Origin of the sequence: Collinsella sp. AM24-1, from assembly GCF_003470325.1 — a bacterium.
GTDB lineage: Bacteria > Actinomycetota > Coriobacteriia > Coriobacteriales > Coriobacteriaceae > Collinsella.
The window spans coordinates 50,722-62,474 of record NZ_QRHM01000014.1; the positions used below are offsets into that span (position 1 = coordinate 50,722).

The 11,753-nt window shown below is 61.1% G+C and carries 11 protein-coding genes; 5 read left to right on the top strand and 6 right to left on the bottom strand.

Going from position 1 to position 11,753, the window contains the following annotated elements; genetic code table 11:
- Window positions 1-37: 37 nt before the first annotated feature.
- The 3 genes from DW661_RS06685 to DW661_RS06695 all read right to left on the bottom strand — a co-directional run bounded on the left by DW661_RS06685 (window position 38) and on the right by DW661_RS06695 (window position 3,054).
- Entirely contained in the window at window positions 38-445 is a 408-nt protein-coding gene (locus DW661_RS06685) for a GtrA family protein (protein WP_117629589.1), read from the bottom strand.
- A gap of 218 nt (window positions 446-663) precedes the next feature.
- Window positions 664-1,059 (bottom strand): GtrA family protein, encoded by a 396-nt coding sequence (locus DW661_RS06690; RefSeq protein ID WP_117564479.1) that lies wholly within the window; start codon window positions 1,057-1,059, stop codon window positions 664-666.
- Between the two features lie 78 nt (window positions 1,060-1,137).
- Window positions 1,138-3,054 (bottom strand): fructose-1,6-bisphosphatase, encoded by a 1,917-nt coding sequence (locus DW661_RS06695; protein WP_118935127.1) that lies wholly within the window; start codon window positions 3,052-3,054, stop codon window positions 1,138-1,140.
- Between the two features lie 320 nt (window positions 3,055-3,374).
- Between DW661_RS06695 and DW661_RS06700 the strand changes: the two genes are divergently transcribed.
- Window positions 3,375-4,265, top strand: a complete 891-nt coding sequence (locus tag DW661_RS06700) for a DegV family protein (RefSeq protein WP_118935129.1) — start codon at window positions 3,375-3,377, stop codon at window positions 4,263-4,265.
- A gap of 80 nt (window positions 4,266-4,345) precedes the next feature.
- Here the strand turns inward: DW661_RS06700 and DW661_RS06705 are convergent, their stop codons facing one another.
- On the bottom strand, window positions 4,346-5,437 hold the full coding sequence (locus DW661_RS06705) for a hypothetical protein (RefSeq protein WP_117639734.1): 1,092 nt from the start codon (window positions 5,435-5,437) through the stop codon (window positions 4,346-4,348).
- Between the two features lie 191 nt (window positions 5,438-5,628).
- Between DW661_RS06705 and DW661_RS10155 the strand changes: the two genes are divergently transcribed.
- Complete coding sequence (locus DW661_RS10155) at window positions 5,629-5,799, top strand: hypothetical protein (RefSeq protein ID WP_158568425.1); 171 nt, start codon at window positions 5,629-5,631, stop codon at window positions 5,797-5,799.
- 24 nt (window positions 5,800-5,823) lie between these two features.
- On the opposite strand, the gene DW661_RS06710 is transcribed toward DW661_RS10155, so the two are convergent.
- Together DW661_RS06710 and DW661_RS06715 are read right to left on the bottom strand one after the other, a co-directional pair.
- Window positions 5,824-6,927, bottom strand: coding sequence for an RsmB/NOP family class I SAM-dependent RNA methyltransferase (locus DW661_RS06710; protein WP_118935130.1), 1,104 nt, complete (start codon window positions 6,925-6,927; stop codon window positions 5,824-5,826).
- Between the two features lie 36 nt (window positions 6,928-6,963).
- Window positions 6,964-9,114, bottom strand: coding sequence for a methionine--tRNA ligase (locus DW661_RS06715; protein ID WP_118935132.1), 2,151 nt, complete (start codon window positions 9,112-9,114; stop codon window positions 6,964-6,966).
- A 132-nt stretch (window positions 9,115-9,246) separates the two neighbouring features.
- Between DW661_RS06715 and DW661_RS06720 the strand changes: the two genes are divergently transcribed.
- From DW661_RS06720 to queA, 3 genes are all read left to right on the top strand, one after another.
- The gene (locus DW661_RS06720) at window positions 9,247-9,813 is read left to right on the top strand and encodes a DUF3267 domain-containing protein (RefSeq protein WP_055250883.1); all 567 of its coding nucleotides are present in this window, start codon (window positions 9,247-9,249) and stop codon (window positions 9,811-9,813) included.
- 10 nt (window positions 9,814-9,823) lie between these two features.
- Window positions 9,824-10,399, top strand: a complete 576-nt coding sequence (locus DW661_RS06725; protein ID WP_117773028.1) for an epoxyqueuosine reductase QueH — start codon at window positions 9,824-9,826, stop codon at window positions 10,397-10,399.
- Between the two features lie 70 nt (window positions 10,400-10,469).
- Window positions 10,470-11,681, top strand: coding sequence for a tRNA preQ1(34) S-adenosylmethionine ribosyltransferase-isomerase QueA (gene queA, locus DW661_RS06730; RefSeq protein ID WP_117773026.1), 1,212 nt, complete (start codon window positions 10,470-10,472; stop codon window positions 11,679-11,681).
- Window positions 11,682-11,753: the final 72 nt, after the last annotated feature.

The window sequence follows — 11,753 nt, forward strand, 5'->3', positions numbered from 1 at the left end:
TCCAACCGGTTTTACATTCAAGCAAATAGTGAATCGACTACGACCGTGCGCCCTCGAGGAAGAAGCGGCGGCTGAAGTAGTTGTACCAGGTGACGAGGAACGTGGCGATGGCCTTCATGGCCTGGTAGCCGATGCTCAAAAACGTGACGCCCACAAACATGTACAGGTCGTTGAGGCCCAGGCCGATCACCGACAGGATGGTGAAGATCGTGAACTCGCGCTTGCGGCTCATGCCCTCGCGGTGGTCGAACACGTACTTCATGCTGAGCCAGTAGTTGACCACGACGGACGTGATGAACGAAACCGTGGTGCTCATCAAAAAGTCGAGGTGAAACAGCTCGACGAGCGCAATGAGCATACCCCAGTCGATGCCAAAGGAGACAAGACCCACGACAGCGAACTTGAGGAACTGCTTGGTATGAGGTTGTGCCAGTGCCTTGCGCACGTAATCACATCCAATGCGTTGATGAATCGAGCAGAGGATACTTTAGAGCTTTTGCAAGGGAAACGTAAGGTCTTTGCCAAGAACTATACGAACTCGCCAAATTATCAAGTGCTAATCCGCAAACGTTGAAAATTTGCCCGTAAACGAGCAATGCCCACGAACAACACAGCGCTCGACGCGCGTCATCTGTGGGCATTGTAAAGCTGTAAGGTTGCGAGTTACTTGGTCTCGTCGCCTTCCAGGAAGATCTTTCGGGTCACAAAGTTGTAGACCATGACAAGCGCGGTGGCGCAAATCTTGGCGATATTGGCCTCGAGCCCCAGGCCGGCGTTGAGCGCCAGCACGATGCCGTCGTTGAGTCCCAAACCGATCACAGACAGCACGACAAAGATAATGAACTCGCGGCGGCGGCTCATGCCCTCCTTGTGCGCAAACACGTACTTCATGCTGGCGAGGTAGTTAAAGATGAGTGAGATGATAAAGCCGCTGGTGTTGGCGATTAGGATGTTGAGGCCCAGACCGTAGTGGAGCAGATTCATAATGCCAAAGTCGATGACCGTGGCAATGACGCCGACGACGCCAAACTTCATGATCTGCGCAAGGAGCTTTTGCATGGTACCTGCCTTATGGTGGCGCCGGGGCGCCGCGGGGATGACAAACTCAGCAAGTTTAGCCAATCCCCACGGGTGGTGCTAGGCGCGCTCCTCGATAGCACCGTTTCTATATGCATCGAGCAGCTGGCGCAGGTCCTGGATCTGGCTGCGGATCTTGGCACCGGAATCGGTGTCGCTCACCATGCGGCGACGGTCGGCCTCGTCAAAGCGGTTGGTCTCGCTTTCGATATCGACGTTGCGGGTGAGTGCCTCGGCAACCGTCGTAAAGGCCCGGTGCGACTTGAGGCGGCAGCCGCGCGAGCTCGAGATGAGCGTATAGCCGGCGATACCCGTCTTGGGATGGTAAGCGCGGCAGAAGCCGCCATCGATGACCAGCAGCTTGCCCTCGGCGCGGATGGGCTGCTCGCCCTTGGTGGTTTTAACGGGCGTGTGGCCGTTGATGATGTGGCCAGTCGGTGAACATGCCATGGGCGTGACGCCAAACTCGCGCATGATGTCGTCGCAGACCGAGGGCGACTTGGTAAGCGTAAAGTACGGGTCCATCGGCTCGACCCAGGTGCTCTTATCGGCGATATAGGCGCGCTCAAAGGTACGCACCAGGCGTCCGCTGGCGGGTGAGTTAAAGCCAATCCACAGGTACCACATCCAGTCGAGAGCGTCGCGGTCGCCCACACGCCAGGCGCGGCGGGCGATGTAGTCGCAAAAATCGAGATAATCGCGGCCAGTGTGCCAGGTGCCCAGGCAGTTCATGCTGCTAATGGTGCCGTCTTCGTTGAGTGGCACGCAGCCATGGAACAGCAGGTTGCCGTTGGCAACCTTGTACATCGAGCCGTGGGAATAGAGGAAATCGATATGGCGATGCAGGTGATCGGCGGTGACAAACTCGGACACGAGCTTGTCGATGATGTGCTGCTCCTGAGACGTGAGCGTATAGGGGTCCGCCGGGTCGACGGTGGGGAAGTCGTTGGTCGTGAGCGGCCACACGCTGCCGTCGGCGAGCGTGACCGTGCCGGTGTCGTGTTCGATCTTGTCGAGTAACAGGCGGTCGGTCATGTCGAACTCGGGATGGCGCTGGATAATCTGGCCCTCGAGCTTAAAGAGCAGCACGTTGATGGCCTTGATCAGCGGGGTGATGGACTCGCCGGCGGTGTAGGTGGCATCAGCAAAGGCGACAAGTTCACGCAGCGAGATGCCGTAGTCGTTCTCCAGGATCTCGTAGTTGTCGTAGCGTAGGTTGTTGCGCAGCACCGTGGCGATGCAGGCAGGTTCACCGGCCGCAGCGCCCATCCACAGCAGGTCGTGGTTGCCCCACTGGATGTCGAGTGAATGGTAGGTGAGCAGGCGGTCCATAATCTTGGCCGCGCCGCCACCGCGGTCGAAGATATCGCCCACCAGGTGCAGGTGGTCGACGGCCAGGCGCTTGATGAGCGAGGCGAGCGACTCGATAAAGTCGTCGGCGCTGGCGGTCTCTAGGATGGACTCCACGATGCGCTCGTGATAGCGCACGCGATAGTTGTTCTCGTCCGGATGCGTGTGTAGCAGCTCGTCGATGATGTAGGCGTAATCGCGTGGGATGGCCTTACGCACCTTGGAGCGCGTATAGCGGCTCGAAAGCGAGCGGGCGACCATGATGAGCTGGTCAAGCATCGTCTTGTACCAGGTGGGCGAGTCCTCGCGCTGGCTGCGGACCAGCTCGATCTTCTCGCGCGGGTAGTAGATGAGCGTGCACAGCTCGCCCTTCTCGTCAAAGGAGAGCGTTTCGCCAAAGATTTCGTCGACATGCTCGCGCACGACGCCCGAGCAGTTGTTGAGGATGTGCATAAAGGCTTCGTACTCGCCATGCACGTCGCTCATAAAATGCTCAGTGCCTTTGGGCAGGTTGAGGATGGCCGAGAGGTTGATGATCTCGGTAAACGCGGATTGCTCGGTGGGAAACTGTCTCGACAGCAGGCGCAGATACTTGAAGTCTTGCGGATTGCGATCGAATGCGACCATGAAACACCTTCCGATAGGGCTGGTAAAACTGATAAACAGCGTAAAACGTTTATCAGTATGCGCCGCTTTTGTTTCGATTGGGGATGGGCGGCCGAATTGTTAGCCGAACGGTTTGGTAAATCGATTTAGTGGAGGTAGATATGGCGGTTGAGTGGAGACGATAGAGGGTGTTTTCTCAGATATTTATGCGTGGGGTCGGTGGAAACGATGGTGGTAAAGATGTTCGCTATTTTTGGTTCGATTTGGTAAATAGTGGACATATGTACCGTATGTAGGCTCACTGTGCGATAATTTGCGCAGCAATGAGTAAGGAGCCTCATATGAGTGATTTTGTCCTGACCTGTGAATCCGCCGCCGATCGAACTCGGGAGTTCTTTGAATCGCGCAATATCCCTGTCGTGTGTTTTCATTACGGGATCGACGATGTTGTCTATACGGACGATCTGTATCAGTCGATTACGCCGGACGAGTTTTTTGCCCAGATTGCCGCAGGCGCCATGCCCAAGACGTCTCAGGTGAGCGTGGGTGAGTACGAGGAGTTTTGGGAGCCGCTTGTTGCCGAGGGTAAAGACGTGCTGCACCTGACGTTGTCGTCGGGTATTTCGGGTACGTATGGCTCGGCTTGCGTTGCGGCGCAGATGCTCGCGGATCGCTATCCCCAGGGCGGCAAGGTGCGCGTCATCGATTCGCTGGCGGCGTCTTCGGGCTTTGGCCTGCTGGCGGAATGTGCCGCCGACGTGCGCGATAGCGGGGCTTCACTCGACGAGACGGCTGCCTGGATCGAGGAGCACAAGCTCAACCTGCACCACTGGTTCTTCTCGACCGATCTGTCGAGCTACCTGCGCGGCGGTCGCATTTCGGCTGCGAGCGCGATCATCGGCACGGCGCTTAAGATTTGCCCGCTTATGACGGTCGATTGCGAAGGTGGGCTGTCGCCACGTGAGAAGATTCGCACTAAGAAGCGCGCGATTTCCGAGATGGCTAAGACCATGATGGCACACGTGCAGGACGGTGCGGATTATTCGGGTAAGTGCGTCATGTCGCACTCGGCGTGCCGCGAGGATGCCGAGGCAGTTGCGGCGCTGATTGAGGAACAGGTTCCTCAGCTTAAAGGCAAGATTGAGATCAATAACATCGGTACTCTGATTGGCTCGCATACCGGACCTGGCACGGTGGCGCTCTTCTTTATGGGCGACAAACGCGTGGATTAATTTGCCCCATCACATCGCTGCATGATTGCTCAGACGAAAACGGCCCGCCTCACGTTTGTGGGGCGGGCCAAGATGTTTTGTTAGCGTTTCTTTCCGCGGAAGAAGAAACCGTGCAGTGACGGCTTGAGGCCGCGGTTGGCGCGACGCTCCTCGACGCGCTCGTGGATCGAAGCGACGCGCTCGATGACCTCGTCGGGAATCGGCACGTCGGGATTCATGTTCTCGACCTGGCTGACCTCGGCGGCGGCGACCTGGTCGATAATGGGCACGTCGTCGCGCGAGATAACGGGCGTGGCGTCTTCCTTCATCTTGCGATAACGCTGCATCATGTCGGTCTGTAGCTGCTGGGCCGAAGGCGGCGTCCAGATGATGGCGTTGGCGCCTGCGGCGATGGTTTCACGGATGCTCTCGGGCGTCTTGCCGCCCGGCGCGATGAGCGGCAGGTTGGGATAGTGCTCGCGCAGCTCGCGTAGGACCTGGGGCGTGTTCTTGCCGGCGGCGATGTTGAGAATCTTGGCTCCAGCGCGCACCTTGGCGTGGGCATCGTCGTCGCAGCGAACGACCGTAGCGATGACGGGGATGTCGGCGATGTTGGTGATGTGCTCGACCATCTCGGCGGTGGCGGGGGAGTTGACCACACAGCCCGCCGCGCCCTGCATCTCGGAGACGGCTGCCATCTGAACGGAGCGCTTGCCGGTGGTGGTGCCACCGCCCACGCCTACGAAGACCGGGCACTCGGCGACGGTCAGCAGCGCCTGCGTAATGGCGGGCTGCGGCGTGAAGGGGTAAACGGCAAAGACGGCATCGGCGTTGGAGTTGCGGATGACCGCGACGTCGGTGGTGTAGATGAGCGATTTGATACGACGGCCGAAGAGCGTGAAGCCGCTGGCCTCCTCAATCTCGTCAGGCATGCGAAGGGCCGCCTTGCGCAGGCGCCCGTCGATGGGCAGCGGCTCCATGGGAAGCAGTCCGTTGGGGGTCACGGCTACCTGGGGTTCGGTGAACTCGTCTGCGAGCTCGACCTCGGAGAAATCGACCGAGGCGACGATGTCCTCGTGAACCTCGGCGGGCACATCGATGGGGGCTTGGTCGTTTGCCGCGGCAGGCGTGTCGAAGGAGCTGGTGCCGACGAAGGCGTCGACGCGCTCATTTAGATCGTTGAGGGTATCCATGGAAGCTCGATTCTATGTGATGACGGCCGGCGCGATGCAGCCGGAATTGCGAATGCTAAATCGTTTGACGAGTTGATTTTTCCCCGCCGCGCCATCCGTTAGACCGAAGGGCCGGCGAACGTGAAGGAGCTGTGGTGGCGGGTATTGAGGTGCTATCTTGAATGTCCCGTTTAAAAGAGAGGTGACGCGGTATGGAATTGACAGCAATGTTTAGCTCGATTGGCCTGTGCGTGGGCGCAATCGTTGCCGCCGCGGTCATCTACTTTGTGGTCACGGCCATTAAGGGCAAAAGGGCCGAACGCAAGGAGCGCGCGACGCTTAAACAGCATCGCGACCAGCAGGGCAAACGCGCACGGAGATAGCTTGTTGAGTTTTGGATCCGTGCGCTAGCTGCGTTTTCGGATCAGGGCGATGTAGAAGCCCTCAAAGTCGCGGCTAGGCGGAATGGTGAGCGTGCCGGACAGGCCGTTGGCGATGGCCGATACCTGACCCGCGGCAATGGCCTCGGTTAGGGCGTTGGACTCGATGCGCGGCTCCTCGCCAGCTTCCTGGGCGCGGCGTGCCTCACTTTCGCTTGGCGTGCCGTCGAGGGGGATGAGCTCGCAGTCCATATGCTTGTCGAGGGCCTCTTGCAGGGCGTCCTCGTTTTCCTGCGGCAAGATCGAACAAGTCGAATAGACGAGCGTGCCGCCCGGTTTGAGGGCTCCCATGGCGCGGTCCAGAAGCGCACGCTGCGAGCGGGCGCATTTGACGAGCAGCTGCTCGGTCAGGCCGCGCAGGCTTTTCTCGTTGCCGCTGATGACGGTGCCCGTGCCGGTGCAGGGAGCGTCGAGCAGGATGCGGTCAAAGCGGAAGAACTCGTCGAGCTCGCGTGCGTCGGTGCGCATGACGGGCACGTTTTTTGCGCCTTGGCGGTGGAGGTTGGCTTCGAGCTTCTCGGCGCGGGGAATGCTCATCTCGCAGGCGGTAAGGTGCGCCTGCCCCTGCGTGAGGGCGGCGATCTGCGTCGTCTTGCCGCCAGGGGCTGCGCACATGTCCAGGATGTCCTCGCCTGCCTGAGCGCCCAGGACCAGCGGCGGCATCATGGACGACAGGCTCTGCAGGTAGATTTTGCCGTCGCGGTAGATGTCGAGATCCCACAGATCGGAAACCTGGGCCTCGGGCAGGATGAAGGCGTCTGGGTACCAGGTGACGGGGTTGTGGGCGATGTCGGCGGCATCGAGCGCCGCAGCGATGTCCTCGGCGGTTGCCTTGAGCGTGTTGACGCGCAGCGTGACCGGGCGCGTGGCCGCGGCGCCGAAGCCCTCGATCATGAGCTCGGCATCGGCGGGCGCATAGGCGCCGGCGACCGTGTCGACCATAAAGCGCGGCAGGTCGGCGGCGGAGTGTTGGGCGGCAAGCTGGTCGGAAAGCTCGGTGGCGGCAAACTGCCTGAGCTTGAGCTCGGCCTTGACCTGCTTTTTCTGCTTACGACGACGCGGCTTGGACATCCGTCTTTCCTTCCCATTCCATTACATGTCGAGTGTTTAGTACTGGCTCTCGTGCTTGCTAAAGAAGTCGAAGCGCGGGGGCAGCGGCTTCACGCGGTGCTCGCCGGGCTTCTCGCCCAAGCTCTCCACAAACTCGTCCGTGGAGGCGAAGATGTTGTCCCAGCTAAAGAAGGCGACCGGGTCGACATCAAAGTACTCGCAGATGAGCTCGCAGCCGGCCGGCACAATACCGTGCATCAGGACGGTCGCCACGCGAAGCTCGGTAAAGGCGTCGACGAGCGCCTGCGTCATCGCAGCGTTTGCCTCCTCGCCCTCGAGCTTGTTAGCGGCCTTGGAGGCGTCGCTCCAGCGCTTGTTGGCGGCGCGCAGGTAGTCGTCGCACACGGCAAGCGCGCGGTGCGTCTCGAACTTGTACATAGCCTGCTCAAAGGCGAGAGCTGCCTGCTCGGCGGCTTCGACCACGGTGTCAGAAGCGGCACCGGCGGGGATGCAGCCGTTGCGGTAGGGGCTCTCGTCGCCCTCCTTGATGGCGACGCCGTAGAAGCAGCTGCGGGCCAGGCGGTTGAAGACGCCGGTCAAAAGGGCGCTCTCCTTAAGGGCCGGATCGATAACGCGCTTGTCGTCGCAGGCACGCACCTCGTTGCCGTCCTTGTCCTTGCCGGTCACACGCGTGTCGTATGCCTTGGGGCTAAAGCTCACCGGCTTCTCGGATAGGCCGAGCGACAGCCAGTGCGCGCGCATCTGCTCGCAGGTGTAGTGGTTGAGCAGGTCGTCTGCCGGCGGGGGAGGGGTCTGCGAGGACGAGCTCGCCTTTTTGCCCATGTAGAGCAGGTGATAGCAGGCGCTGACGGTGCTCTGCGTAAGGTCCCAACCCAGGGCCTCCCACATGGCGGTTTGCGCGATGCAGTAGAAATAGATGTTGTCCTGACCGATGAACTGGTAGATCTGCGCGTCGTCCGAGCACCACCAGTCGCGCCAGTCGAGCGAGCTGTGCTGGTAGGTGGGCGCGGGGACCTGCGTGGAATCGGCGGCGGGCTCGCCCATGAGGGCGGCATCCTGGGCGGCGACGCCCTCGGTCACGCCGGCGGCCTTGGCATCGCGTGCGAGCACGGTGCGAGTGTAGCTGATGGGCGCCCACAGGCTCTCGGGCCAGCACCAGCAGGTGACGTCGGTTACGCCGTCAACCTCGGGCACCGGAACGCCCCAGTCGATGTTGCCGGTGATGCGGAAGGGCACGAGCGCCTTGCCGCTGCGGAAGCGCACGCCGCCGTTGGCGAGCACCGCGTGGGCGTCGTCGCGCTCCTTCCAGCTGGGGAAGGTGACGGTAAAGCTGCTCTTGTTGCCCTCGGGCTCCAGCACGGTGTGCTCGGGGAGCTGGTCCTCGACGGCATCGAAGGCCTCGCGGAACTTGTTCTGGATGTAGAGCTGAGCCGGCAGCAGCCACTCCTCCATGGTCTTGGAGACCACGGAGCGAACCTGCGGGTTCTGGGCGAGCTTGGCGGTATAGGTCTTCATAAAGTCGAGGTAGGCGGGTAGGTCGAAGTAGAGGTTGTCGACCGGGCGCAGCTCGGGCACCTCGCCGGTGAGCTGGCTCTTGGGTGCGATGAGCTCTTCGGGCTCAAACTGGTGGCCCAGATCGCACTCGTCGGCATAAGCCTTCTCGGACTTGCAGCCCTGGATGGGGCAGCGGCCGATCACCTGACGGCCGTTGAGGAACGTGCCGGCCTTGGCATCGTAGAACTGCAGCGTGGAGCGCTTGGAGATGGTGCCCTGCTCGTGCAGGCGCTCGATAATCTCGGCGGTAACCTCGTTGTGAATCTGCGCAGCTGGCTCAAGGCCTGAGCCGCCGTAGATGTCGCAGCTGATGTTGTAGTTGTTGAGGGTCGCGGCCTGTCGGGAGTGGTTGGACTCGACATACTCGCCGATGGACTTATCGTAGCCTTCGTTCTCCTTGAGCTTGCGGTAGCTCTCCATGATGGGCGAGCCGTAGCAGTCGGTGCCCGAGGTGAAGATGACGTTCTCGCGGCCCAGGCGGTCGCGCAGGAAACGGGCGAAGAAGTCGGCCGGGACAAAGACGCCGCCAACGTGGCCAAAGTGAAGGCCCTTGTTGCCGTAGGGCTCGCCGGCGGTAACGATGGCGCGGCGCGGCCAGCTGGGACGGTCGTTCATGGAGTATTTGGATGCCATGGGACTCCTTCGCATATGGTGAGAGCGCGGCCGGGCGCGGGGCTCGGCGGCGCGGTGGTCAATTCGTGCATATCGTTCGACATTATCGCACATGCGGACGGGTACGTGGCAGGGGCGCTATCCTAAGATGCTATGAATGAGATTTCCAACATACATGCGTTTGAAGACGAGGATTTTCTGCACGCTTGCTTCGTGTGGGGGATGGTCGTAGTCGGCGTGTTTGCCGTGTGCCTGGTGCCGGTGTTTATGCTGCTGGGCGGGCCTGCAGACTTGGATGCTGCTGATGCGGGCGGCTGGACGGCAGTCGTGGGCTGGATAGTCGGCTTGGCTGCGGTCTCAATGGCGTCGTTTGCCGTGCACGAGCTGGTGCACGGTGTGTTTTTTAAGCTGCTGGCGCTCGCGAGTGCGCACGTGACTTTTGGAGCGAACCGTGAGACGTGCATGATCTATGCCTGCGCCGAGGGGATTGTGTATTCGCGCCGGCGGTACATGGCGGTTTGCCTGGCGCCGACGGTTGTTGTGACGGCGGCGTTTGCCCTGGGATTTGCGTTTTCGGGGTATCCGCTGCTGTGCTACCTGGCGGCTGGTTTGCACCTTTCGGGATGCACGGGCGACTGGTATTACGTGCGGACGATCCTGCGCGACCGCCGCATTGCCGCCTGCGAGGACACGTCCTTTGGCGTGCGCTTTTTCGGGTGAGGAGATGTTGATGAGGCCGTTGTTGTTGCACGCTTGCTGTGCGCCGTGTTCGCTTGAGCCGGTTCGCCTGCTGCGCGAGGAGGGGTTTGAACCCACGATCTGCTGGACCAACCCCAATATTCAGCCGCGCGATGAATGGCAGCGTCGTTTGGACGAGCTGCGCCGGTGGTGTGCCGATGGCGACATCGAGCTCATCGAGGCCGGGGAGGACCGCGAACGCTGGGAAACCGGCGTGGCTCCGTTGGGTGCCGATCGTCCCCGTCGCTGTCGCGCGTGCTATGCCTTGCGCTTGGCCGAGGCATGCCGCGTTGCCCAGGAGCGCGGGTTTGAATATGTGGGTACGACGCTCGCCGTATCGCCGTATCAGCTGTTCGATACCTGCAATGATGTGCTTGAGCGCTTGGCTGCCGCCCGCGGTCTCACTCCGGTCATTCGCGATTTTCGCCCGTATTACCCCGAGGCGACACGCCGTTCGCGCGAGCTGGGCATGTATCGGCAGAACTACTGTGGTTGCCGCTTTTCTGCTGTCGAGGCGGCCATGGACCGCGCCCGCATCCGCGACGAGCGCAAAGCCGCCAAAAAGTAGTTCGTTTGGGACGTCAGCCTGCTAGGATGTAGAGCGGACTTTAGCTATATAAGGAGTATCCGACGTGTCTATGCGTACCGATGATTTTGACTACAACCTTCCTGAGGAACTGATTGCCCAGGCTCCTGCCGAGCCGCGCGACTCCTGCCGCCTGCTGGTGGTTGATCGCAAAGGCTCCGAGACAGGAACGCCGCTAGAGCATGGCGGTACCGTTGAGCACCGCATCTTCCGCGACATTATCGACTATATCGAGCCGGGCGATGTGCTCGTCATCAACCAGACGCGCGTGATGCCGGCCCGTCTTATCGGTCGCAAGGCTGGCTCGGGCGGTGTGGTCGAGACGCTGCTGCTCAAGCGCCGCGAGGATGTTGACCCGCTGGGTCACGTTTGGGAGTGCCTGGTCAAGCCGGGCAAGCGCCTGAAGCCCGGTGCTCAGATTGAGTATCGCGCCGGTGGCGCCCATGCGCCCGAGGGGGCTCCCGTGGTGCTGATGGCCGAGGTCATCGACTTTGTCACCGATAGCCGCGGCGGTCGTCTGGTGCGTTTTGAGCCGGCCGGTTGCAATGCCGCCGGTGACCCGCGCACGCTCGACGAGGCCATCCATGCTGCCGGCCACGTGCCGCTGCCGCCTTACATTACCGATTACGAGGGCGATCCCGAGAAGTACCAGACCGTCTACGCCATGAAGGAGGAGCACTCGGCTGCCGCTCCTACGGCGGGTCTGCATTTTACGCCCGAGCTTATGGCCGCTATCGAGGCCAAGGGTGCGAAGTTTGCCGCCGTCGAGCTCGAGGTGGGTATCGATACCTTCCGTCTGGTGGAGGAGGACGACCCCACGCAGCACGTGATGCACACCGAGCGCTACCACGTGTCGCAGGAGGTTGTCGACGCCGTGCATAAGGCTAAGGCCGAGGGGCATCGCGTGATTGCTGTCGGTACCACCGCAGTGCGCTCGCTCGAGAGCGCCTTTGACGCTGAGGCACCGGTGTCCGATCCGGCCGTGACGGCGCGCTATTTTGAGGGCCGCGAGGACGGGGCCGATACACTTGGCCGCGGTGACATCGTGGTGCGCGAGAACGCCACGACGCAGCTCTACCTTATGCCCGGCTCGACCTATCACGTGGTCGACGCGCTGATCACAAACTTCCACGTGCCGCGCTCCACGCTCATGATGCTCGTGAGCGCGCTTGCCACCCGCGACCAGATCATGGATGCCTACGCCGCCGCCATCGAGGAGCGCTACCGCTTCTTCAGCTTTGGTGATGCGATGCTCATTTGTTAGTTACGCGGTTCTACGAACCGCGTAACGGCTCGACGCTGCAAACCCGCCAGAGCGGCAATCTGCCTTTCAACT

Excerpts from the sequence above, each read along its gene's own strand:
- DW661_RS06690 (WP_117564479.1), bottom strand. The coding sequence starts at position 1,059 with ATGCAAAAGCTCCTTGCGCAGATCATGAAGTTTGGCGTCGTCGGCGTC.
- DW661_RS06695 (WP_118935127.1), bottom strand. The coding sequence starts at position 3,054 with ATGGTCGCATTCGATCGCAATCCGCAAGACTTCAAGTATCTGCGCCTG.
- DW661_RS06700 (WP_118935129.1), top strand. The coding sequence starts at position 3,375 with ATGAGTGATTTTGTCCTGACCTGTGAATCCGCCGCCGATCGAACTCGG.
- DW661_RS06705 (WP_117639734.1), bottom strand. The coding sequence starts at position 5,437 with ATGGATACCCTCAACGATCTAAATGAGCGCGTCGACGCCTTCGTCGGC.
- DW661_RS10155 (WP_158568425.1), top strand. The coding sequence starts at position 5,629 with ATGGAATTGACAGCAATGTTTAGCTCGATTGGCCTGTGCGTGGGCGCA.
- DW661_RS06710 (WP_118935130.1), bottom strand. The coding sequence starts at position 6,927 with ATGTCCAAGCCGCGTCGTCGTAAGCAGAAAAAGCAGGTCAAGGCCGAG.
- DW661_RS06715 (WP_118935132.1), bottom strand. The coding sequence starts at position 9,114 with ATGGCATCCAAATACTCCATGAACGACCGTCCCAGCTGGCCGCGCCGC.
- DW661_RS06720 (WP_055250883.1), top strand. The coding sequence starts at position 9,247 with ATGAATGAGATTTCCAACATACATGCGTTTGAAGACGAGGATTTTCTG.
- DW661_RS06725 (WP_117773028.1), top strand. The coding sequence starts at position 9,824 with ATGAGGCCGTTGTTGTTGCACGCTTGCTGTGCGCCGTGTTCGCTTGAG.
- queA (WP_117773026.1), top strand. The coding sequence starts at position 10,470 with ATGCGTACCGATGATTTTGACTACAACCTTCCTGAGGAACTGATTGCC.